We start from the raw sequence: 22836 nt of genomic DNA on the forward strand, positions 1-22836 counted from the left end.
GCTGGCCGCGGGACTGAACCAAGCGGCCATGAAAAAGCCGCTTCCAGAGGGAAGCGGCGCAAGGACCGTGACTAGCAATGAGGAGGAGAAACCAGATAGCGACTGGCAATGTCTGGTATCTGGCGCCGGCGACTCATCAACGCCGACAACCTCAGCGTAAATCATTCTCATTTGTTTCGTCAACACAAACGAGAATCTTTTTTAATAAAGCCTCGCCTGGCCCCTCAGGTCAGCTGCATCCACAGCGGCAGGCTGATCATCGCCGCCAGGGTCTGGGCGGTGATCAGTCCGGCCATCAGCTCAGCGTCACCGCCCAGCTGGCGTGCCAGAATATAGGCGGAGGTGGCGGTGGGCAGGGCGGCGTACAGCAGCGCCACATCCTGGCTGACAGGGTCGAGGCCCAGCAACCACGCCAGCACCAGCACCAGCGCCGGCATCAGCACCAGCTTGACCAGGCTCGAGACCCACAGGCCAAGATCGCGCCTCAGCAGGGCCTGGGGTCGCAGTGCCACCCCTACGGCCACCAGCCCCAGCGGCAGCGCCGCGCGTCCCAGCAGCTCCAGGGTTCCCGCCGACCAGCCCGGCAGGCCGATACCCGAGAGATTGAGCCCGATGCCGATCAGGCAGGCGAGGATCAGCGGGTTCTGGGCCAGGGCGAGCAGTGAGCGCCATAGACCCGAGCGACCTAGGGTGCCCGCGGCGATAAAGGTCAGCACGCACAGCACATTGACCGTGGGAATCATCAGCGCCAGGGCCACCGCTGCCACCGTGGCGCCCTGGGGACCGTGCAGCGCAGCGGCGCCGGCGACGCCGACATAGGTGTTGAAGCGCACCGCGCCCTGGAAGACAGAGGTAAAGGCGGCGGCGTCGAGATTCAGGCGGGGCTTGAGCCACCACAGCAGAGCGGAGAGCACCAGCATGGTGCCCAGCAGCACCAGGGCGAGCCTGGCCACCGGTACCTGGCTGATGTCCGCCCTGGCCAGGGTCGCCACCAGCATGGCGGGAAACAGCAGAAAGTAGATCAGGCGCTCCATGCGCGCCCAGAAGTCCCCGCCTGGGATGCGTCCGACACCCAGCACGGCGCCAAGCAGGATAAGCAGAAAAAGCGGGCCCAGGGCCGCAGTGATGGAGGCCATGTACGTTCCTTGTCCGGGCGAGGCCGGTGGCAGAATAGTGCGCCGTCGAGCGTGAGTAAGCGCGCGTTGACGGCTGCGACATTGTCGCGCAGGGGGCGTCGGAGTTTTGCTGATAAGCTTACCCTACGCCCATTCCCTTTGGAGGCAGCCCTCCGACATGCATTCGCGCCAGTCCCCAGCCTCGCGCGGCGCCCGTCGTCCTCGGCTTCGCCTGCTGATCACGGTGACCGTTGTCACCTTGCTGATCGCCCTATGGTACCTGCTGCGCTACGAGCTTGGCGATCACCAGGAGACGACCTGGTATCCGGCCGCGCCCGGCTGCGATCTGCACCAGGGGCCCTGCGGCGTCGGCCTCGAGGAGGATGAGCGGCTGACCCTGGCGATCCCGGTGGAGGGTGACATTCGCCCGCTGGAGTCGTTGCCCCTCGAAGTGCGCGTCGACGGCGTGGAAGCGCAGAACGTACGGGTGGTGTTCGAAGGGGTCGGCATGGACATGGGCGAGCATCGCTTCCACCTCGACGCCGTGCAAGGCGGCGAACCGGGCCGCTTTCAGGGGGTGGGACAGCTCGGCATCTGCACCCGTGAGCGCATGACCTGGCGTGCCCGGGTCAGCTTCGATGCGCCGCGTGGGCGTCTCGGAAGTACCTTCGATCTGGACGTGGAGCGAAGCCTGCCATGACTCGACGGCAACGACAGCAGCAACGACGACACGGCTTCGATCGACGGACCCTGGGGCTGGTCCTGGCGGCGGTGGTGATGCTGGCGGCGGCCCTGTTGTGGACCTTCAAGCCCTGGCAGCCCGCCGAGCAGGACGGGCTGGTCGCTGGTGAGATACGCCTGGCGTCGACCGTGGGCGACTTTGCGCTGAGTGATCTCGATGATGACCAGCTGGCGGTGATCTTCTTCGGCTACACCTGGTGTCCCGACGTCTGCCCCATGAGCCTGGCGGTGGTGCGCCAGGCGCGCCAGGCACTGCCCGAAGAGCAGCGTCGGCGGGTGGTGCCGTTGATGATTTCGGTGGACCCCGAGCGTGACACCCTGGAGCGGTTGTCGGAGTACCTTGAGGCCTTCGGCGACGACTTCATCGGCGCCACCGGTAGCCAGGCCGAGCTTGCCGATATCGGCGAGCGCTACGGCGTCGTCTGGCGCAAGGTCGAGACGCCGGAATCCGCCGTGGAGTATCTGGTGGATCACTCGGCCTCGCTCTATCTGGTGGACGCCAGCGGCGAAATCATCGAACGGGTATTGCATGCGCCGACCCCGGGGCCGCTCTCGGCGGCGCTGGATCGGGCGTTGAACTAACTTCCTGCCAAGCCTAGGCCTCTAGCCAAGCAGGCGCCTCAGGGCGCCTGCTGTAGCCTGTCGAGGGCGCTCAACCTGCCCACGCGCTTGGCAAATCCCTTGCCACGCCTCAGGGCGCTTCCTGCAGTCTGTCGACCATTTGCATCAGGGCGCTGACCTGACGACCGTCCCGGCTGTCATGCAAAGGGTCGCGCTGCCAGGTACTCTCGCTGAACCCCCACCAGTCCCAGCATCCCTTGGGATTGGCCAGGCTGGCCTCCGCCTGGGGGTAGAGCACCACCAGGTCGTTGCTCTCGGCGTAACGGTTCAGGCCGCTTGCCCGGGTGAATGGCGTCGCTGCGCCTTCATCGTCGTCCACGCCCATCTGGCAGCCATGCAGCGCCACCACCAGTGCGCAGTCGCCGCTCTCGCACTGCTTCGGCAGATAGACAAAGCCGGTGTCGGCGAGTCCCTTGGCGTCGAACTCGCTCTGGTCGAAGGCCAGCAGGCGCTGGTCGTCGGCCTCGCCGGCAGGCGCCAGATCGTCCCACCACCAGCCCAGCGCCTCGCCGGCCAGGTCCAGGCCGCAGTCGAGCAGGAAGGGCGCACCGCCCTCTTCGCAGTCGGCCAGGTCCGCCTCGCCAGCGGCGTCCAGCGCCGGCCAGCCGTGCCCCGCGCCGTCCTGAAACACCGCCTTCAGTTGCTCATCGTCGGCGAGCCAGTCACGCCATTGTCGAGCGGCGGCGTGTCCGACGTCGGGATCGATGGTGCCATCGTCCTCACCGTGCCAGAGATACACCTTGAGGTCGTCGAGCGATTCAGCGCTACCCGCGCGATCGAGCTCGCGGTAGTCCGCAAGGCGGCTGTCGATCGCCGCCAGGTCGGGGTCGCCAAGGCGAGTGAACATGCACTGACCCAGCGCCACTCCCAGCTCGCCCCGGGCACAGCCCCAGGGGCCGGCGGCGACCAGCCCGAGTGCATCGAAGCGCTCGGGCCAGGCCACCGCCAGCTGCGCGGCCATGTAGCCGCCGGACGAGACGCCGATGGTGGCCAGACGGTCCTTCGAGAGACCCAGCGCGGGCAGGGCGTCGGGGGAGTCGGCCGTGGCCTGAGGTGCCAGCACGAAAAACGCCAGCCCCGCGAGGAGGCTGGCGTTGGCACGACTAAGGTGAGTCATCGACTCAGCCTTCGTCGCTGGGGTTCACGTCAAGCAGCTCGACCTTGAAGATCAGGGTCTCGTTGGGGCCGATGGGGCCCTGGCCACGCGCGCCGTAGCCCAGCTCCGGCGGAATCACGACTTCCCAGGTGTCGCCCACGTTCATCATCTTCAGGGCTTCCTGCCAGCCCTCGATGACCTGGCCCACCTGGAAGGATACCGGCTCGCCGCGCTCGTAGGAGCTGTCGAACACGGTGCCGTCGATCAGCTTGCCTTCGTAGTTGACCTGCACGGTGTCGCCGGCCTCGGGGGAGGCGCCGTCACCTTCCTCGAGCTCCTTGTACTGCAGTCCGGAGTCGGTAGTGGTAACGCCGTCCTTGTCGGCGTTTTCGGCCATGTAGGCCTCGCCTTCCTGCTTGTTGGCGTCCGCCTGCTGGGCCATCTCTTCGGCACGTTGCTGCTGTTCTTCAGCGCGCTTGGCCATGGCCTCTTCCTGGAACTTGGTCAGGGCGGCGGCGATCTCCTCGTCGGTCATGTCGAGGCCGTCGTCGGCGAACACGTCCTTGATCGCCTCGCTGAAGGCATCCGTGTCGAGGTCTTCCACGTCTTGCTTGATGCTCTGGCCCAGGGTCACACCCAGGCTGTAGCTAAGCTTTTCCTGGTCGCTCTCGGGGGCGGAGAAGGCCATGGGAGCGGCGCCCAGCAGGGCGATCAGGGAGGCGGAAGTCAGCAGTGTCTTCATGGAAATCCTTGGCTGGCGCGTTGGCCGTAGTGTGAGTGTCGTTGTTGTGACTGTAACAGGGGCAAAAGGGTTCCGCACCCGCCGCGCGTTACCCCCTACGAGGCAGGCCCGGGCATGACCCGGGCCTGTGGTTGCGGCTGCGTCTGTGCTAGCCGTGATGAATGTGGCGCTAGACCACCAGGGTCGGACACTGCGCCGACCCCGACACCCGCTGGGCGACACTGCCCAGGATCAGGCTGGCGTCGCCGTTGGTGCCCTGGGCGCCGATCACGATCAGGTCGCACTCGCGCTTGCGGGCGAAGCGCACGATAGTGCGCGAGGGGCGGCCTCCCTTGACGAAGGCGCGCACCTTTTCCAGCGGTACCCCCAGTTCCACCGCGTGGTTCTTGGCATGCACGGCGATCTCCGAGGCGTACTCCTTGAGGGCATCGTCGGGCAGGTCCAGCTTGTCCGGGCGAACCATCGACAGGGAGGCCTCGAGCAGACTGTGGTGTTTGAACACGCACAGGATGTAGAGCTCGGCGCCGGTCAGGTACTGCAGCCCAACGGCCTTCTCCAGCGCCTTGAGGGCGCCCTTGGAGCCGTCCACCGCCACCAGGATTCGATTGAACATCGGTCTCTCCTCAAGCTTGGTCTCCGCGCATCCGATAGACGCCGCCTAGCGGAAGGCGACGTCGCGCAGGAACAACGCAATCTGCGGGAACATGATCAGCAGGGCCGCGGCCAGGATCAGCAGGAACACGAACGGAGGTGTGCCCTTGATCACGTCCAGATAGGGCCGCTTGAAGATCGCGATGGCGGTGAAGATGTCGCAGCCGAAGGGTGGCGTCGCCGAGCCGATGGCCACTTGCAGAGTGATCAGGATACCCACCAGCACCGGGTCGAGTCCGGTGGCCTCGATGGCCGGCGCGAAGATCGGCGTCAGCACCAGGATGACCACGATCGGGTCGACGAACATGCAGGCGACGAAGAAGGCGATGCAGATGGCGATCAGCACACCCGTGGGACCCGCTTCGTTGATCCCGGCCGCCTCGAGCATGGCCTGCGGAATCTGGGCGAAGGAGATGATCCACGAGAAGCCGTTGCCCACGGCGACCAGGATGAACACCACCGCGGTGATCAGGCCGGTGGACTTGGCGATGGCGTAGATGTCGTTCATCTTCAGCGATCGGAACACCACGAACTCCAGCAGCACCGCGTACAGCACGCAGGCCGCGGCGGCCTCGGTGGGGCTGAAGATGCCGCCGTAGATGCCGCCGACGATGATCACCGGGAAGCCCAGCGGCCACAGCGCCTGACGCACCGCGGAGAGACGCTCGCTCCAGGACGCCTTGGGCTCGGTGGGGACGTCGCGGATCACCGCGTAGAGCACGCAGTAGATGGAGAACATCAGCAGGATCAGCAGGCCTGGCCCGATGCCGGCGATGAACAGCTCGCCGATGGAGGTGCCCGAGATCACGCCATAGATGATCATGCCGATGCTGGGCGGGATCAGAAAGGCGATGTCACTCGAGTTGATGATCAACGCCAGGGTGAAGGAGTCGGAGTAGCCGGCCTTGAGCATGCGCGGGCGCAGCGGCGAGCCCACCGCTACCACGGTGGCCTGGGTCGAGCCGGACACGGCGCCGAACAGGGTGCAGGAGGCCGCGGTGGATACCGCCAGGCCGCCCTTCACGTGGCCGATGAAGGCCATGACCATGTTGATCAGGCGCTCTGCCGACTGGCCGCGGGTCATGATGTCGGCGGCGAGGATGAACATCGGCACGGCGATCAGCGAGGCCGGCCGGATGCCCGCCATCATCTGCTGGATCAGCGTGTCCATCTGGTCCAGGCCGTTGAACATCATGAAGAAACCGATGACCGCCGCGGTGATCAACGGGATCATCATGGGGAAGCCCAGCAACAGCAGGGCGATCATGGTGGTGACCATTATGGTTGTCATTGGGGCTGTCCTCCTGCTGCCGCCGTCGCGTCACTCATACTTCAGTCTCCGTATCCTTGTAGCCATCCAGCACGCCGGTCGACAGGTAGACGTCGCGGGAGGTCAGGTTCTTGATGGCGGTGAGCAGGTACTGGATACCGGTGATCAGAAAGCCCAGCGGTACCCACAGGTAGATCCAGAAGATCGGGATGCCAAGGGCGGGCAGAATGCGCCCCTTGTCATACAGGTCGACGATGTAGATCACCGAGTAGTACAGCAGGAAGAACATCACCAGAGAGGTAAACAGGGAGATGAAGATCATCAATGCCTTGCGGCCACCTACCGGCAGGGCATCGTAGATCGCCGACATGCGAATATGGCGCCCGTGGCGCGCCGCATAGCCGATACCGGCAAAGGTGATCATGATGATCAGAATGCGGTTGATCTCGCCGCTGAAGAAGATGCTCTCGCCGAGCACGAAGCGGCCAACGACGTTGGCGATGGTATTGGCCGCCATCAGCAGCACACCCACTGCAAGAATGATGGCTTCCAGCTTGCTGATCCACGTATCGATGATGCCCAGAAAACCAGGCAACCCCGAGTGGTAGTGCTGTTCGGATTCTTCTTCGGTCATGATGGGATCCTTGGTCGGGAATTCCGGGAGAAACGCACGTACCTGTATCGCAGCGTACGCCCTCTGGGTCGCGGTTCGCAGCCATCTGGTCAACGCTGGATGCACGCAGCGCGCCTGGCGTGGCGGCGACTGTCGGGTCGCTATTCAGGGCTCTGGAAACACAAAAGGGGCAGCCGGGTAGGGCTGCCCCTTTCGGGAGCGATGGCTCAGACGAGGATTACTCCTCGCCGGACTGAACCGCTTCCAGGTCAGCCTTGAACTGGTCGAGCAGTTCCTGACCGCCTTCACCGGTCATCTCGATGAACTTCTCCTCGACCTGCGGAGCGCGATCCTTGAAGGCCTGGATCTGTTCGTCGTCCAGGCGAGTCACGGTGACCTCGTCAGACGCTTCCTGGATCTTGCCGAGGGCTTCTTCGGCGAGGCCCTGGATGTGCTCGATGGTGGTGTCGTAGGCGGAGTCGGTGGCGTCCTGGACGAGTTGCTTGTCCTCGTCGGACAGGCCGTCATAGAAGTCCTGGTTGGCCATCATGGCGGTGGTGAACCAGCCGTGGCCGGTGAAGGTCAGGTTCGGGGAGACCTCGTACAGACCGCCGGACTCGATCCAGAAGATCGGGTTTTCCTGACCGTCGATGATGCCGGTCTGCAGACCGCCGTAGACCTCGCCCCAGGGCAGCGGCGTGGGGGTCGCGCCGAAGGCGTCGTAGGTCTCCGCCAGCAGCGGGTTGGTCATGGTGCGGATCTTCTTGTTGTCGAAGTCCTCCGGCGAGGTGATCGGCTCGTCGGCGGTGACCACCATTTCCCCTTCCGGGTACATCTGCATCAGCTTCAGCCCGTGCTCGGCGTAGAGCTCGGGGAACATCTCGTTGATCGCCTTGCTCTCGTCGAAGAACTTCAGCACGGTTTCTTCGTCGGTGGGCAGCAGGTAGGGAATGAAGAAGATTTGGGCTTCGGGAATCAGCGCGCCGGTGAAGCCGGGAGACTGGTTGACGAACTGCAGGATGCCGTTCTGGGTCTGCTCCATGATGTCGTCGGATTCACCCAGTTCGCCGAAGCGGTAGACCTGGACGGAATGGTCGGAATTCTCCTCGACGTACTGCTTGAACGCCTGGGCAAAGACGTCCTGGACATCGCCCTCGTACTCTTCGTGGGCGTAGCGCCAGTTGTCGGCCATGGCGGTGGAGGAAAGACCCAGCATCAGGGCGCCGATGCTGGCGGTGGTCAGCAGCTGTGTTGCCTTCATTCTTGTGGTTCCTCTGCAGGTGTTGGAGCTATGGGCGGATCGCGCTCGCCTGTTGTATTGCTTCGTGTCTCGCTTCGGAATCTCGGACCTTGTGCTATTGGCGCGAACAAGATCGATCATGCAAAAAATGCAGGAATTCTCATGCAGTTAACGTCAGGCTAGCGCGCTGCCGGAAGAGGGTCAAGCTGGCTTTCCACGCTTCTTATGGCCATAAGTTGCGTTTTTTTCTGCCGTTGTTGGCTAGAAAGCAGCACATTTTCTAGACCTTGGAGTCTGGCGGGTATCGGCGAGAAAGCCAGTTCGTTCAGGCTAATTTTCATGAGCATCTGCAGGCATTGTTGCTCGGCTTCGAGCTCCGCCTGCTTGATCCGCGAGCGAACGCTCGCCACCTGCGGGTCGGCTTGCGCCTGGGGCTTCAGATTCCTGCGCAGTCGGCGCAGAGGCTGGGTGACCTCGCGCTGCCAGGCGGCGACCTGCGACGGCAGTGCACCGGCCTGGGCGCCCTGTTGATACAGCCAGCAACGCCACAGCAGTTCACACACATCCCAGCCGTGCTCATCCTGCAGCGTCAGGCAGGCTTGCTCGACGCCTGGCCGGGCATAGATTGCCAGGGCGAAGTCCCATAGCGGCGAAGTCGCCAGGCGAGGGCGCAGGCGAGCGGTGAATTCGGTAGAATCGGGGTCCAAGACGATATCCTTCTTTTATTAGAGAAGCTCGCGGGTGCCCGGCCCGGCGGGCTCATCCCGATGGAGCCGTGATGATTGCACTGCGCCAAGTAACCCTGCAACGCGGCGCCGAGCCGTTGTTCGAGGGTGCCGACCTGACCCTGCACGCCGGCCACAAGGCCGGTATCGTGGGCCCCAATGGCGCCGGCAAGTCCAGTCTGTTTGGCCTGATCCTCGGCGAGATCGGCGCCGACAAGGGCGCGGTCGAGATGAGTGGCGGCCAGCGTATTGCCCATATGGCGCAGGAAGTCGAGGCGCTGTCTCGCCCCATCATCGAGTACGTGCTCGACGGGGACGCGGAACTAAGGCGTACCGAGGTTGCCCTCGCCTCTGCCCAGGCCGACGGTGACCATCACCGCGAGGCCGAACTTCACGGCGCCATCGAGGCGCTGGACGGCTACAGCGCGCCAGCCCGCGCGGCCCAGTTGCTGGTCGGGCTGGGCTTTGCCCAGCACGATCTGGACAAGCCGCTGTCGGCGTTCTCCGGTGGTTGGCGCATGCGAGCCAACCTGGCGCGTACCCTGTTCATGCCCTCCGACGTGCTGCTGCTCGACGAGCCGACCAACCACCTGGACCTGGACGCCCTGCTGTGGCTAGAGCAGTGGCTGACGCGCTATCCCGGCACCCTGTTGCTGATCTCCCACGACCGCGACTTTCTCGATGCGGTGTGTGACCACATCGTGCACTTCGATCGTCGCAGCCTGGTGCTCTATCGGGGCAACTACACCACCTTCGAGCGGACCCGGGCCGAGAAGCTGGCGCTGCAGCAGGCCCAGGCCGAGAAGCAGCAGGCGCGTCGCGAGGAAATCGAGAAGTTTGTCGCCCGCTTTCGCTACAAGGCGACCAAGGCGCGCCAGGCCCAGAGCCGACTGAAGATGCTCGAGCGCATGGGCGACATCGCCCTGGCCCACGTCGATTCCCCCTTTCACTTTACCCTGCCGGCGGCGGACAAGACGTCTCATCCGCTGCTGGTGATCGATGACGCCAGCCTGGGCTATCGTCGCGAGGACGGCAGCGAGCGCACCCAGCTGTCCGACGTGAAGCTGACCCTGCTGCCGGGACAGCGCATCGGACTGCTCGGTCCCAATGGCGCGGGCAAGTCGACCCTGATCAAGTCGCTGACCGGCGATCTGCCGCTGCTCTCTGGCCGTCGGGTGCCCGGCGAGCACCTGGCGGTGGGCTACTTCGCCCAGCACCAGCTCGAAGGGCTCGATCTCAAGGCGACCCCCTTCACCCACGTGCAGCGCCTGTCGCCCCAGGCCGCCGACAGCGATATCCGCAACTTCCTGGGTGGCTTCGGCTTTCCGGGAGACGACGTGTTTGCCCGGGTCGAGCTGTTCTCCGGCGGCGAGAAGGCACGCCTGGCGCTGGCCCTGATTGCCTGGCAGAAGCCCAACCTGCTGCTCCTCGACGAGCCGACCAACCACCTGGACCTGGAGATGCGCGAGGCGCTGACCGAGGCGTTGGCGTCGTTCGAAGGGACGGTGATCGTGGTATCCCACGACCGCCACCTGCTCAAGGCCACCGTCGACGAGTTCTGGAAGGTCGCCGACCATCGGGTCGAACCCTTCGATGGCGACCTGGAGGATTACCGGGCCTGGCTCAAGTCACGCCTGGAAAGCGATCGTCGCGCGGCCAGGGAAGACAAGGCCGACAGGGCCGAGGCTGGCCAGGCCGCCCCGCGGGAGGATCGCAAGGCCTCGCGCCGCGCCGCCGCCGAGCTGCGCGAGAAGCTCAGGCCCTTGAAGCGCGAGCGGGACAAGGCCGAAAAGGCCATGGAGAAGGTCCAGGCTGAACTCGGCGAGGTGGAAGCGCAGCTCGGCGACGCCGAGCTCTACACCGACGCGGCGCGCAAGCAGGAACTGACCGACTGTCTGGCGCGCCAGGGCGAGCTCAAGGCGCGCCTCGAGGAGCTGGAGGCCGACTGGCTCGCCGCCGAAGAGGCGCTCGAGGAAATGAACGAGGCGCTGTCGGGCTGAGCCACGCTCGGTTCGATAGCGCCTCGGGTCGCTGGGTCGCCCGATAGCAGGGGCGAGTGGGTGTGGCGAACGGCTATTGCGAGTCGCACCGGGATGAGGCGGGCACGCTAGCGGGAGCCGTGTCGCTGGCTTCCATGCGCGCGGCCAGCCGCTCGCGCTCGGCCTGCTCGTCGGCCAGGCTCTTGTGAGGCAGCAGCAGATTGAGCAGCACGGCGGTGAGCGCCGCCACCACCACGGGTGATCCACCGATCGCCATCTCGATCGTGTCCGGCAGCGCGGCGATGGCCTGCGGCGCCGCGGCGAGCCCGAGGCCCAGCGCCAGCGCCAGGCTGGCGATGGTCATGTTGCGCCCGGACAGCTCGTCGCGGGTCAGCAGCTGGATACCGGTCATGGTGATCATGCCGAACACCGTTATGGTGGCGCCACCGAGCACCGGATAGGGAATGGTGGTCATCAGCGCGCCGAACTTCGGCATCAGTCCCGCCGCCAGCAGAAACAGCGCCGCCAGTGCCAGCACCGAACGACTGATGACCTTGGTCATGGCGACGATACCGACGTTCTGGCTGAACGACGCCGTCGGCAGAGCCGCGAACAGGGCACCGACCAGAGTGCACAGGCCGTTGCCCAGCAAGCCCCCGGACAGCTCCCGATGGCCCAGCTCGCGATTCATGCCACCGATGGTGGTAGCGGATAGATCACCGATGGTCTGCACCGAATTGACCACGCAGATGATCACCATGGACAGGATCGCCACCGGCGCGAATTCGAGCGTCACGGGGAGCGGGCGCGGCGCACTGAACCAGGCCGCCTGATGCACCGCAGTGAAGTCCACCATGCCCAGCGCGAGTGCCAGCGCGTAGCCCACCACGATGCCGCAGATGATCGCGGCGAGCTTGATGAAGCCCCGCCCGAACTGGGAAATCGCCAGCACCACGGCCAGAGTGACCAGCGCCACCAGCCACTGCCTGCCGCCACCGTAGTCGGCGCTCCCCTTGCCCCCGGCCATGTAGTGGATGGCGATGTCGTAGAGCGACAGGCCGATCACCAGCACCACCACCCCCGCCACCACCGGCGGAAACAGGTGACGCAGCGGGCGGATACCGAACCCGACCAGCAGCATCGCCATGCCGCCGATCAACTGGGCGCCGAGGATGCCGCCGAGGCCATACTGGGCGCCCACGGCGGTCAGGGTGGGCACGTAGGCAAAGCCGACACCGAAGATGGTCGGCAGGCGGGCACCGAAGCGCCAGACACCGAACAGCTGGATCAGCGTCGACAGCGCCGAGGCCACCAGCGAAATCTGGATCAGCAGCAGGGTTTCGGCGGTGGAGGCGCCGATGGCACCGGAGACGATGATCGGCACCGTGATGGTACCCATGATCATGGCGAGGATGTGTTGCAGCGACAGTGGCAGGGCACGGCTCAGCGGTGGCCGGCCGTGGAAGTCGAAGACCGAGACGCTGACGGGGTAGCGGGCGTTGCTCATGGATACGATCACCGGTTGTTTTTGTATACAGGTGATTGTGGTAAATGTTTCCATAAACATCAAGATGAGACGGGATTAGACGAGAGAGCCTGGTTTACCTTCCCGCCGATATCGCGTTGCGATCGGGCTTTTGAAGATCACAAAGGTGGCAGGACGCCGCGTTCGCTGCCTATTGGCGCTCGCGCCAGGGGGAGGGGAATCAACTTTCGAGCAGAAAGGTCACCGGCCCGTCGTTGATTAGTGCCACCTGCATATTGGCGCCGAACTCGCCACTGGCCACCGGCGCATGGCGCTGGCGGGCCTGGTCGAGCAGGTAGTGAAACAGACGATCGCCTTCGGCCGGCGGCGCCGCGCTGGAGAAGCTGGGACGCAGCCCCTTGCGGGTATCCGCGGCCAGGGTGAACTGGGATACCAGCAAGAGGCCACCGCCGGCCTGCTGCACATTGAGATTCATCTTGTCCTGGTCATCGGCGAACACGCGATAGTGCAGCAGCTTGTGCAGCAGGCGGTCGGCCGAGGCCTCGTCATCTCCTTTTTCCACCCCGACCAGGGCCAGCAGGCCGTGGTCGATGGCGCCGACGGTGCGATCCTCGACCTCGACACTGGCACGGCGGACACGTTGGATCAGGGCTTTCATGCAGGGCTTCCTCTGGCAACAGGTGGGGGATTGCACACAGCAGGGCCCGCTAGCCTAGCACGGGCCTGCCTGGCCAGGGAGGCGCCGGCGTCAGCGCCCCAGCAGAGCGTCGCGGAAGTCGCGGTCCAGGGGATCTTCACCGAGCCAGATGGCGAACATGGCGTTGGCAAGCGCCTTGTCGTTGGAGCGGTACAGCGGGGCACCATTGAGCGCCAGGATCAGGCTCTCGCCATCCCAGGTCAGCGAATAGCGGTCGCCCGGCGCGACCGAGCGATAGCTGTCGACCAGCGCGGTCAGCGGGCGGCGAATCGACGGAAAGTCCACGGCACCGACCTGCTCGCGCACGGTCTCGAGGGTGGTGCTGGCGAAGTCGTCGGCCTCGATGGCATGGAAGTAGTGCAGCACCAGCCGGCGCGGGACGTCGGATTCGGGAGCGGGGAGGGGGTACCCCGCGGCCTGGTAGTAGGCGCCGGCGTAGGCGTCCCACACCAGATAGGTGAAGAGCCCGTGGCCGATCATCTCGTAGCGCCGGCCATCGTCGATCTGGGTGGCAAAGCTAGCTCTCTTGACGCTGACCTGCTGCGTCGACGTCTGGGCGTTGGCCTCGGGGGGCGCGGCCATGGTCAGGGTCAGACAGGTGATCAGGCTGACCGCGGCAAGCAGCCGAACCAGCGGGTGCTGTCGGGGTTGTCGCGAAGGCATGATGAAACTCCCGTGACATGATGTTGTACACATCATGGCGCGAGATATGACTTATGTACAGTTTTTGTAGAGCGTTCTTCCCGTGACTACCAGGCGCGGCACAGCATGATGTCGCAACGGGGCTCCGCCAGCAGACGCTTGGTAATCTGACTGCGTCGGCCCGCCTGACTGCGGTTGCCCAGTGCCAGCAGATCGGGAGGCTGACGGCGCAGATGGGCGATCAACACGTCCAGGGGGTCGCCCTGTTCCAGCACCAGTTCCAGCTCCGGCACCCGATCGAATTCCGCCATCAGGTGGTCGATCTCCTGTTCGAGCTGCTGTCTAAGTCGGATGACCTCACGATCGCGCCACTGCGCGAAGTCAGTATCGGAGCCGAGTTCGCGCTCGCCCGGCACGTCCCAGGCGTGGAGCAACTCGAGGCGGGATTCCGGAAAGTGTCGCAGGGTCTCGCGCAGGGTGCGACGGCAGGTCAGGGAGAAGTCCACCGGGACCAGAATGTCGTTCCACGGCTCTGCGGGGGGCTGGCTGACAGTCAGCACCGGACAGGGGGCGCTCAACAGCACCCGGGCCAGGGTGGTGCCGCCGATCAGGTCAGGGTGTCCGCGCTTGCGATGGGTGCCGAGGATGATCATCTCGGCGTTGCGATCGTGGGCCTCACGGATGATCTCGGCGTAGGGGGCGCCGGTCACCGTCTGCACCAGCAGCGGCGGTTCGGCCAGTGCGTAGTCCTCGCGCAGGTCGGTGGCGATGGCGTGGATGTCATCTACTACCGCACCTTCCAGGTCGCGCAGCACCCGGTGGGGCAGGTAGGGATCCAGCACGTGCAGTACGTCGAGACGGGCGCCCATCTCGTTGGCCAGGCGGATGGCGCGGCCGAAGGCGGAACGGTTTTCTGCCGACAGGTCACAGGCAAACAGCAGGGTGCGAGTCATGGCTCTGCCCTCACGACGCCAGTGGGTGAACCTTCAGCATGGGCGGACGTGCCGATTCGCGCAAGCGACGGTGTCGTCAGTCCCTGTCAGTGCACGATAGCGCCGTCCTGCGCTCGGATCAGATCAGACCGGGCGCATCGTGGCTTCCACGGCCTGCCATCGCCCGCCACGGCTCCTGCCGCTACCACCAGGCGTGGAAGTGATGCACCGGGCCGCGCCCCTGGCCCACCGACAGCCGCCGGCTGGCGTCGAGCGCCTGGTGCAGCCAGCGCTTGGCGTCGCCGATGGCGTCGATGACCTGCGCCTCGTCGGCGTCCTGTGGCAGATGGGCCAGCTTGGCGGCGATCGCCGAGGACAGGGCACAACCGGTACCATGCAGGTTCTGGGTATCGATGCGCGGCGCCGGCAGCCAGCGATCGCCACCGGGCGAGGCCAGCAGGTCGGGACAGCTGTCACCATCGAGATGGCCACCCTTGAGTAGCACATAGGGGGCGGACAGTTGCTTGAGCGCGGGCAGCATCGCCTCCATGGCATCGGCGCTGGTGGGCGGCTCGACCCCCAGCAGTACCGCCGCCTCGGGCAGGTTGGGGGTGATCACGTCGGCCAGCGGCACCAGCACATCGCGTACCGCACTGATCCCGGCCTCATCCACCAGGATGTCGCCGCTCTTGGCTACCATCACCGGATCGAGCACGATCCAGCGGGGACGCCTGGCCTCGAGCGCTTCACGCAGGGTCTCGGCGACCTCGCGGCTAGCGACCATGCCGATCTTCACCGCGTCGATGCGCACGTCGTCGAGCAGGTGATCGAGCTGCACCCGGATGCTCTCTGCAGCCACCGGGTGCACCTCGCGTACCCCACAGGTATTCTGCGCGATCACCGCGGTGATGACGTTGGTGGCATAGGTGCCCAGGGCAGACAGCGTCTTGAGGTCGCCCTGGAGGCCGGCGCCGCCAGAAGGGTCGGAGCCGGCGATGGTCAGCGTGTGAGGGATGGATACGGCGTGGGACATGAAAGACACCCGAAAGTCAGCAGAAGACACAGAATACAAGAGGCGGCGCTGAGAGAGCCAATGTCGAGCGCATCATGCTGAGTCTGTTTGTCATGGCGTTTGCCAGCGCCACCCTGCTGCCCGGAGGGTCCGAGCTATGGCTGGCCGGGCTGTGGTGCCGGGGCGAAGCGCCGCTGGCACTGTGGCTGGTGGCCACCCTGGGCAATACCCTGGGCAGTCTGGTCAATGTCGCCCTGGGCCGCTACGCCACCCAGTATGTCGATCGTCGCTGGTTTCCCGCCTCCCGGGCGGGACTGGCACGAGCCCAGCGCTGGTATCGCAAGGGCGGAGAAGCGAGTCTGCTGCTGGCCTGGCTGCCGGTGGTGGGGGATCCGCTGACGGTACTCGCGGGAATCGCCCGGCTGCCGTGGTGGCGTGCCACGCTGTGGATCGTCGTCAGCAAGGGCGGGCGCTACGCGGTGCTGCTGTGGTTTGCCGAACGCTATTTCAGCTGCGGCTGATCACTGCTCGAGAGTCGACACGATGTCCGCCTGTGCCCCGAAAACGGACAGGGGCCGCGCGAGGCGGCCCCTGGGTGCTTGTGTCGGCAATGCTCGACACCTTCTGGATGGGTTACTCCTGGCCGAAGTCAGTGCCGCCGTCCGGGTTGCGGGCGTTGTAGTAGGCCTGCTCGGAGATGGCGTGGTAGTTCACCACCTTGTCCTGGAAGTCGCGGTACGACTCGTAGATGCGACCGGCGATATCGCTGGAGTCAGCCAGTTCCTGCACCACCTCGGCGGAGATCTCTTGAGCCTGGGCGAGCACGTCGTCGGGCAGCTTGCGCAGCTGGACGTCGTGTTCGTTGATCAGGGTGGCCAGGGCATCGTTGTTGCGCGCGGTGTACTCGTCCAGCACGTCCTGGTTCACGTCGCGCACCGCGGTGCGCAGGATCGCCTGAAGGTCGGCGGGCAGCTCGGCCAGGGCCTCATCGTTGACGATGGCCTCGAACATCACCGTCGGCTCATGCCAGCCCGGGTAGTAGTAGTACTCGGCGGCCTGATGCAGGCCGAAGGCCAGGTCGTTGTACGGGCCGATCCACTCGGTGGCATCGATGGCGCCGGACTGCAGCGAGGTGAAGATCTCGCCGCCGGGCATATTGACGATGGCCACGCCCATGCGGTTCATGACCTCACCACCGAGGCCCGGCATGCGCATCTTGAGGCCGTCCAGGTCGTCGACCGAATTGATTTCCTGGTTGTACCAGCCGCCCATCTGTACGCCGGAGGCGCCGGCGGTCATGACCTCGACGCCGAAGTCATCGTAGAGCTCGTTCCACAGCTCCAGGCCGCCACCATAGTGCAGCCAGGCGTTCATTTCCTGGGCGTTCATGCCGAAGGGCACGGCGGCGAAGAACTGGGCGGCGGGCGCCTTGCCCTTCCAGTAGTAGGAGGCAGAGTGGCCCATCTGGGCGGTGCCTTCGGCGACGGCGTCGAAGACCTCGAAGCCCGGTACCAGCTGGCCGGCACCGAACACCTCGATCGTCAGGCGGCCGTCGGACATTTCCTCGACCAGCTTGGCCAGACGCTCGGGACCCTGGCCGACACCGGGGAAGTTCTTCGGCCAGGAGGTGACCAGCTTCCACTCGAAGGTGTCCTGGGCCTGGGCCTGGGCTCCGACCAGCAGTAGACCGGAGGCACCGGCGAGGGTAATGGCCTTGGCGATTGAGCTGCGTTGCATGTAAGTCCCCTTTGTATGGTATTGGCGTTGTCGGGACCTGCCGGCCAGGGTAGGGCCGGCGGGTAGTTGGCGTCTCGCGGGATGGCCCGAGACGCCGTGAAGCGGGCGATGGCTCGTCGGGCAACTATAGACGCCGGGGGCACCCCCCGGCGTGGGCTGCCGTCCACGCATCGCCAACGCGCCGGGTCAGAACTGCTCCGGTAGCCAGGTGGCGAGTTCTGGGAAGAATGACAGGGCCAGCAGCATGCCGAGCTGAAGCACGATGAACGGAATGACGCCTCGGTAGATCGCGGACGTCGGTACCGACTCCGGGGCCACCCCGCGCAGGTAGAACAGGGCGAAGCCGAAGGGAGGCGTCAGGAAGGACGTCTGCAGGTTGATCGCGATCATGATGCCCAGCCAGATCGGATCCAGGCCCATGGCCAGCAGAATCGGACCGACGATCGGCACCACCACGAAGGTGATCTCGATGAAGTCGAGAATAAAGCCGAGCAGGAAGATCACCAGCATCACGATGATGGTGGCGCCGACTACCCCGCCAGGCATGTTCTCGAACAGATGGGTGACCAGCTCTTCACCGCCGTAGGCGCGGAACACCAGTGAAAACAACGCCGCGCCGATCAGGATCAGGAACACCATGGTGGTGACGTGGGTGGTGGAGCGCAGCACGTCCTTGAGCGTGGCCAGATCGAGGCGACGATAGGCCAGAGCCAGCACCAGGGCGCCGAAGGCACCCACCGCGGAGGCTTCGGTGGGGGTGGCCAGTCCGGCCAGGATCGAGCCGAGCACCGCGACGATCAGCACGATGGGCGGCACCAGGCCCTTGAGCAGCAACAGGCCGATGCCCGAGGTGTGGCCCAGCTCGGCCATCAGTTCCTGGCGATCGGCGGCAGGAGCGGCGCTGGGCTTGAACAGCGCCACCAGGCTGACGTAGACGATATACACCAGCACCAGGATCAGGCCCGGGACCAGCGCCCCCATGAACAGATCACCCACCGACACCGTCTTGGGGCTGAAGATGCCCATGGACAGCTGGGCCTGCTGGTAGGCGCTGGACAGCACGTCACCAAGCAGCACCAGAGCGATGGACGGCGGGATGATCTGACCCAGGGTGCCGGTGGCGCAGATGGTGCCGGTGGCCAGCGACTGGCTGTAGCCGCGCTTGAGCATGGTCGGCAGCGACATCAGGCCCATGGTGACCACGGTGGCGCCGACGATGCCGGTGGAAGCGGCCAGCATCATGCCGACGAGAGTCACCGAGATGCCGAGTCCGCCGCGCAGCGAGCCGAACAGCAGGGCCATGGCGTCGAGCAGGGTTTCGGCGACCTTGGACTTCTCGAGCAGCACGCCCATCAGCACGAACAAGGGCACCGCCAGCAGGGTGGTGTTGGTCATGATGCCGTAGAGGCGATTGGGGAAGGCGTTGAGGTAGCTGCCGTCGAAGTTGGCATCGATGCCGAGGGACTCCAGGCCGTAGCCGAGCCCGGCAAAGGCCAGGGCGGTACCGGCCAGCGACAGCGCGACCGGAAAACCGAACATCAATACCGTACAGATGACACCGAACAGCACCAGGGGCATGAACTCCAGCATTTACAGGTGCTCCTCGTCGGCGTCATGGGGAAGGGCGTTGGGGTCGAGACGTCCCTTTAAAATCAGGATATTGCGGTAGATCTCGACGAGGCCCTGGACAATCATCAGCACGGCGAAGGCCGGTATCAGCGTCTTCAGCAGGAACACCCCGGGGATGCCGCCGGCGTCGGGCGAGCCCTCGAAGATGGCCCAGGACTTGCCGACGTAGCCGAGGCTGGTGGCGATCACGAAGCCCATCACCGGCAGCAGCAGCAGCAGGGTGCCGAGCAGGTCGACCAGCGCCTTGCGCCTGGGTGACATCGCGCGATAGAAGATGTCGACGCGCACGTGCCCGCCGTGCTTCAGGGTGTAGGCCGCCGCCAGCATGAACACGGCGGCGTGCATGTACATCACCGATTCCTGCATGGGGATGCTGTTGACGCTGAAGGCATAGCGCAGCACCACGATCAGGAACTGGATGATCATCATCGCCAGGATCAGCCAGGAAAGGCCCCTGCCAAGGCGTTCGGAGAAGGCGTCCAGGGCCGCCAGTGGCCCCGGCAAGCCGGAAGATGTAGACATTAGGAACTCGCTGGTGGTGTCAGGGCGATCATTGTCCAGGCTGGCGCCCGGGCACGCCGTCGCCAGGGCAGGACGTCGGCTTGCCGGGGGGACCTGGCGTCATGGATAGTGTGGCACGCGGAGACATTAGCGAATCTCGGTGCACGTCAACGCTGACTATACGGCAGTCGAGGTAGCACTGTCATGACACCAAAAGTCGAGGTCCGCTGGCGTGGCGTCCGCCGCCGACAGGATAGCTCAGGCAGGTTGCTCGGGCTGATCGGCCTGGATGGCGGCGAGGCAGGGCTGGGGCAGGCGAATATCGACGGCCACCGGCAGGTGGTCCGAAAACAGTCGGTCGAGGACTTCGGCCTCATCGGCCTCCAGCGACGACGACAGCAGGATATGGTCCAGCGCTCGGCTGGGGCGCCAGGAAGGGTAGCTCAGTGCCGGTCGCACCGGATGCAGCGGCAACGAGGCGCAGAAGCGGTCGTGGGCGTGCAGGCGATCCGGGGTGCAGTTCAGGTCCCCCATCACCACCACGTGCTTGAGTGGCTGGATCAGCTCGCTGAGGTAGTCGAGCTGCAGGTTCTGGGTGCGCTGGCCCAGGGCCAGGTGGGCGACGAACAGGTGCAGGGCCTCGGGGCCCTGGCCGAAGCGCGCATGGATGGCGCCCCGGCCGGGCAGGGTTCCCGGCAGGCGGTGCTCCTCGATGCGGCTGGGTGCCAGCCGGGAGAGCAGACCATTGCTGTGCTGGGCAAGTCGACCGAGGTTGCGGTTGAGCTGCTGATAGTGGTGGGGGAAGCCGCCTTGCATGGCCAGGTACTCGAGCTGATTGACCTGGTTCGAGCGAAAGCTGCCGCCGTCCACCTCCTGTAGCCCCACCATGTCGAAGTGCGACAGCACCTCGGCGATCATGTCCAGACGTCGTTGCCGACGCGGGTGAGGCAACAGGTGCTGCCAGCTACGGGTGAGGTAGTGGTGGTAGGCCGAGGTCTGGATACCCACCTGCAGGTTGAAGGTCACCAGCCTCAGGTGACCTCTGTCCAGCGTGGGGTGGCGTTCCTCGGCCAGTGACGTCATTGGGCTCCAGACTCCTGTTCGCTGCGGATCTGCTCCACCAGCGCCTCGGCGATGCGCGGCATGTTGTCGAGGCTGCCGGCGGTGCTCGGCGAGACGATGTAGCGACCATCGACGATCAGCGCGGGGACGCCCATCAGTTCGAGGTTGCGCATGGTGGCGCTGGCGCGATTGATCTGGGACTTCACGCCGAAGCCATCCAGCGCCTTGAGCGCCTGCTCTTCGCTGACACCGTAGTCGCTGAAGAAGGCGGCGATGTCTGCTGGCTCGGTAAGCTGCTCGCCTTCCTGGTGGATGGCGTCGAAGAAGTCCTCGTGCACCTCGTCGAGGATCTCGAGCTGCTGGGCGGCATAGAAGGCCTTGGCATGCTTGACCCAGGTCTCGCCCAGGGTGGCCGGCATGCGTTCGAACTCGACGTCATCGGGCAGCTCGGCGACCCAGGCGTTGAGCGGATCTTCCAGCGAGTAGCAGTGTGGGCAGCCATACCAGAACACTTCGGTCACGTTGATCTTGCCATCGTCGCTGCCCAGCTCGACCTGATTGGGGGCGACGGTGTAGTCCTCGCCCTCGGTGATCGAGGCGGCGACCGCCATGGTCGACAGGCTAAGGCCAGCGAGGCCCATCATCAGTGACTTCAGCATAGAATGTTTTCTCCTTGATTGAGGCGGGCATGCCATGGCGGCGCGAGGGCGCGACGAACCTGGAGCCGCAAAGCGAACGCTGTTTTGAGTCTACAACGTTCGAAGGGTTCCCGAATATCCCGATTGGGCAGGCGTCGCATGTCTATCTTTGCTGGTAAACGCAACGGGGCGGCCACAAGGGCCGCCCCGCGGGACGCATCGAAAGGTGAATCGATCAGTGCAGGCCCTGGACGTAGTTGGCCACGGCTTCCATGTCGGCGTCGCTCATCTTGGCGGCGATGTCGGCCATCACGCCGCCGGGGCTGTTGGCGCGGGCGCCGGAGGCGAATGCCTGGAGGGTGCTGACCACATAGCCGGCGTGCTGGCCGGAAAGCCCCGGATAGACCGCCGAGCCGATGCCGCTGCCGGTCGGGCCATGGCAGGCGCTGCAGGCCGGGATGCCCTTGGCCAGGTCGCCAGCGCGGTAGAGCGCCTCGCCGCGCTCGAGCAACGCCTCGTCATCCTTGGCCTGCCCCACCACCGGGTCCTGGCCGGCGAAGAAGGCGGCCACGTCCCAGGCGTCCTGGTCGCTGAAGTTGTCCACCTGCCCCGCCATCTGCGGCACCGGACGGGTGCCGTCACGGATGTCGATGATCTGCTTGGCCAGGTAGGAGGCCTGCTGGCCGGCCAGGTTGGGGAAGGTCGGCGCGATACTGGCGCCGGTCTGGCCGTGGCAGGCGGCGCAGGCGGTAGCCTTGTCGCGTCCTGCGGCGGCGTCTGCGTCACTCTGGAGGTCGGCATGGGCGGCGCCGACGACGCCGATGGAGATTGCCAGGCTTGCCAGTAACTGTCTCATCGCTAGTTCACTTATGCCGTTTTAATGTTTTCACGGTCCCGCGGAAGGCGTGGCCTTCACTGCAGGGGGAAGCGCCCGCGCTGAGGCCGGTCGCTGGCGACAGCGGCACAATGTTATGATGATTCCCCGGGTCGCAGCCGCCTCAAAGCTTACTATAACCAAACACCCCGGGGGCGGGAATGCCAGGGCCCTCGACCCTACCTTTGATCACCGTCAGGATTTCTTCCATCTCATGGCTTTCAACTACTCCTTGGCCCGATTCCTCACCAGTGCGCCGACGCTGGCCCGATGCCCCGAAGACAGTGGTGTCGAGGTCGCCTTTGCCGGACGTTCCAATGCCGGAAAGTCCAGCGCGATCAACACCATCACCCAACAGAAGGCGCTCGCGCGTACCTCCAAGACGCCGGGTCGCACCCAGCTCATCAACGTCTTTTCGCTGGGCGAGGACAGCGAGCGCCGGCTGGTGGACCTGCCCGGCTACGGCTACGCCAAGGTGCCCGAAAAGGTCAAATTGGAGTGGCAGCGCCACCTGGCCGAATACCTCCAGAAGCGAGCTTCGCTCAAGGGGCTGGTGCTGGTGATGGACGTGCGTCACCCATTGACCGAGTTCGACCTGGCGCTGCTGGATGTGGCCGATGAGCGCGACCTGCCGGTGCATATCCTGCTGACCAAGGCCGACAAGCTGAAGCAGGGCGCGGCCAAGAATGCCTTGCAGCAGGTGCGCTCGCGGCTGCGTGAGTGGGAGGACCTGGTCAGCGTGCAGCTTTTCTCGGCGCTCAAGCGCCAGGGCGTCGACGAGGCCCATCGGCGCCTGGACGGCTGGCTTGCGCACGAAGGCTAGCCAGCCTGAC

The 22836-nt window shown here is 65.2% G+C and carries 24 protein-coding genes; 5 read left to right on the plus strand and 19 right to left on the minus strand.

All coding sequences use genetic code 11. The annotated features are described in order from the left end of the window. Positions 1–224: 224 nt before the first annotated feature. Complete coding sequence (locus EBB56_RS18650; RefSeq protein ID WP_108131876.1) at positions 225–1136, minus strand: AEC family transporter; 912 nt, start codon at positions 1134–1136, stop codon at positions 225–227. A 157-nt stretch (positions 1137–1293) separates the two neighbouring features. Between EBB56_RS18650 and EBB56_RS18655 the strand changes: the two genes are divergently transcribed. After that, positions 1294–1815 (plus strand): hypothetical protein, encoded by a 522-nt coding sequence (locus EBB56_RS18655; RefSeq protein WP_124805042.1) that lies wholly within the window; start codon positions 1294–1296, stop codon positions 1813–1815. Beyond that, positions 1812–2438: an SCO family protein gene (locus tag EBB56_RS18660; RefSeq protein WP_260425393.1), complete on the plus strand. Its 627-nt coding sequence runs from the start codon at positions 1812–1814 to the stop codon at positions 2436–2438. The genes EBB56_RS18655 and EBB56_RS18660 overlap by 4 nt, the downstream gene beginning before the upstream one ends. A 109-nt stretch (positions 2439–2547) precedes the next feature. Here the strand turns inward: EBB56_RS18660 and EBB56_RS18665 are convergent, their stop codons facing one another. From EBB56_RS18665 to EBB56_RS18695, 7 genes are all read right to left on the minus strand, one after another. Next, positions 2548–3594 carry a PHB depolymerase family esterase gene (locus EBB56_RS18665; protein WP_124805043.1) on the minus strand — a complete coding sequence of 349 codons (1047 nt, stop codon included), beginning with the start codon at positions 3592–3594 and terminating at the stop codon, positions 2548–2550. 4 nt (positions 3595–3598) lie between these two features. Then, on the minus strand, positions 3599–4315 hold the full coding sequence (locus EBB56_RS18670; RefSeq protein WP_045993921.1) for an FKBP-type peptidyl-prolyl cis-trans isomerase: 717 nt from the start codon (positions 4313–4315) through the stop codon (positions 3599–3601). A 169-nt stretch (positions 4316–4484) separates the two neighbouring features. Next, positions 4485–4928, minus strand: a complete 444-nt coding sequence (locus EBB56_RS18675; RefSeq protein ID WP_045993922.1) for a universal stress protein — start codon at positions 4926–4928, stop codon at positions 4485–4487. Between the two features lie 45 nt (positions 4929–4973). Continuing rightward, the gene (locus EBB56_RS18680; protein WP_045993923.1) at positions 4974–6257 is read right to left on the minus strand and encodes a TRAP transporter large permease; all 1284 of its coding nucleotides are present in this window, start codon (positions 6255–6257) and stop codon (positions 4974–4976) included. A gap of 34 nt (positions 6258–6291) precedes the next feature. Beyond that, positions 6292–6870 carry a TRAP transporter small permease gene (locus tag EBB56_RS18685; RefSeq protein ID WP_124805044.1) on the minus strand — a complete coding sequence of 193 codons (579 nt, stop codon included), beginning with the start codon at positions 6868–6870 and terminating at the stop codon, positions 6292–6294. 217 nt (positions 6871–7087) lie between these two features. Further along, positions 7088–8110, minus strand: a complete 1023-nt coding sequence (gene dctP / locus EBB56_RS18690; RefSeq protein WP_108131873.1) for a TRAP transporter substrate-binding protein DctP — start codon at positions 8108–8110, stop codon at positions 7088–7090. A 158-nt stretch (positions 8111–8268) separates the two neighbouring features. Further along, the gene (locus tag EBB56_RS18695) at positions 8269–8796 is read right to left on the minus strand and encodes a TIGR02444 family protein (RefSeq protein ID WP_260425394.1); all 528 of its coding nucleotides are present in this window, start codon (positions 8794–8796) and stop codon (positions 8269–8271) included. A gap of 71 nt (positions 8797–8867) precedes the next feature. Between EBB56_RS18695 and EBB56_RS18700 the strand changes: the two genes are divergently transcribed. After that, entirely contained in the window at positions 8868–10814 is a 1947-nt protein-coding gene (locus tag EBB56_RS18700) for an ATP-binding cassette domain-containing protein (RefSeq protein WP_108449484.1), read from the plus strand. 73 nt (positions 10815–10887) lie between these two features. Here EBB56_RS18700 and EBB56_RS18705 read toward each other — a convergent pair whose 3' ends face one another. The 5 genes from EBB56_RS18705 to thiD all read right to left on the minus strand — a co-directional run bounded on the left by EBB56_RS18705 (position 10888) and on the right by thiD (position 15583). Beyond that, a complete protein-coding gene (locus tag EBB56_RS18705; RefSeq protein WP_124805045.1) occupies positions 10888–12300 on the minus strand; it encodes a uracil-xanthine permease family protein in 1413 nt (470 codons plus the stop codon). Positions 12301–12499: 199 nt separating this feature from the next. Further along, positions 12500–12937, minus strand: a complete 438-nt coding sequence (gene dtd / locus EBB56_RS18710) for a D-aminoacyl-tRNA deacylase (RefSeq protein WP_045993928.1) — start codon at positions 12935–12937, stop codon at positions 12500–12502. A gap of 90 nt (positions 12938–13027) precedes the next feature. Then, the gene (locus EBB56_RS18715) at positions 13028–13639 is read right to left on the minus strand and encodes a chalcone isomerase family protein (RefSeq protein ID WP_260425395.1); all 612 of its coding nucleotides are present in this window, start codon (positions 13637–13639) and stop codon (positions 13028–13030) included. Between the two features lie 86 nt (positions 13640–13725). Further along, complete coding sequence (locus EBB56_RS18720; protein ID WP_045993929.1) at positions 13726–14571, minus strand: universal stress protein; 846 nt, start codon at positions 14569–14571, stop codon at positions 13726–13728. Positions 14572–14752: 181 nt separating this feature from the next. Then, on the minus strand, positions 14753–15583 hold the full coding sequence (gene thiD / locus EBB56_RS18725; RefSeq protein WP_124805046.1) for a bifunctional hydroxymethylpyrimidine kinase/phosphomethylpyrimidine kinase: 831 nt from the start codon (positions 15581–15583) through the stop codon (positions 14753–14755). 74 nt (positions 15584–15657) lie between these two features. On the opposite strand from thiD, the gene EBB56_RS18730 reads away from it, so the two are divergent. Further along, a complete protein-coding gene (locus tag EBB56_RS18730) occupies positions 15658–16083 on the plus strand; it encodes a YqaA family protein (RefSeq protein WP_045993931.1) in 426 nt (141 codons plus the stop codon). Between the two features lie 112 nt (positions 16084–16195). Here EBB56_RS18730 and EBB56_RS18735 read toward each other — a convergent pair whose 3' ends face one another. From EBB56_RS18735 to EBB56_RS18760, 6 genes are all read right to left on the minus strand, one after another. Then, positions 16196–17299, minus strand: a complete 1104-nt coding sequence (locus EBB56_RS18735) for a TRAP transporter substrate-binding protein (protein WP_045993932.1) — start codon at positions 17297–17299, stop codon at positions 16196–16198. 186 nt (positions 17300–17485) lie between these two features. Then, positions 17486–18889: a TRAP transporter large permease subunit gene (locus tag EBB56_RS18740; RefSeq protein ID WP_108131869.1), complete on the minus strand. Its 1404-nt coding sequence runs from the start codon at positions 18887–18889 to the stop codon at positions 17486–17488. After that, complete coding sequence (locus EBB56_RS18745; RefSeq protein WP_124805047.1) at positions 18890–19450, minus strand: TRAP transporter small permease subunit; 561 nt, start codon at positions 19448–19450, stop codon at positions 18890–18892. Positions 19451–19687: 237 nt separating this feature from the next. Beyond that, positions 19688–20512: an endonuclease/exonuclease/phosphatase family protein gene (locus tag EBB56_RS18750; protein WP_045993935.1), complete on the minus strand. Its 825-nt coding sequence runs from the start codon at positions 20510–20512 to the stop codon at positions 19688–19690. Then, complete coding sequence (locus EBB56_RS18755) at positions 20509–21150, minus strand: thiol:disulfide interchange protein DsbA/DsbL (RefSeq protein ID WP_045993936.1); 642 nt, start codon at positions 21148–21150, stop codon at positions 20509–20511. Before EBB56_RS18755 ends, EBB56_RS18750 begins: the two co-directional genes overlap by 4 nt. Positions 21151–21364: 214 nt before the next feature. Beyond that, the gene (locus EBB56_RS18760; protein ID WP_045993937.1) at positions 21365–21985 is read right to left on the minus strand and encodes a cytochrome c; all 621 of its coding nucleotides are present in this window, start codon (positions 21983–21985) and stop codon (positions 21365–21367) included. Between the two features lie 232 nt (positions 21986–22217). Between EBB56_RS18760 and yihA the strand changes: the two genes are divergently transcribed. Then, complete coding sequence (gene yihA, locus EBB56_RS18765) at positions 22218–22826, plus strand: ribosome biogenesis GTP-binding protein YihA/YsxC (protein WP_108131866.1); 609 nt, start codon at positions 22218–22220, stop codon at positions 22824–22826. The last annotated feature ends 10 nt before the right edge of the window (positions 22827–22836 follow it).

It is taken from the genome of Halomonas sp. YLB-10 (genome assembly GCF_003856855.1).
Lineage (GTDB): Bacteria > Pseudomonadota > Gammaproteobacteria > Pseudomonadales > Halomonadaceae > Halomonas > Halomonas litopenaei.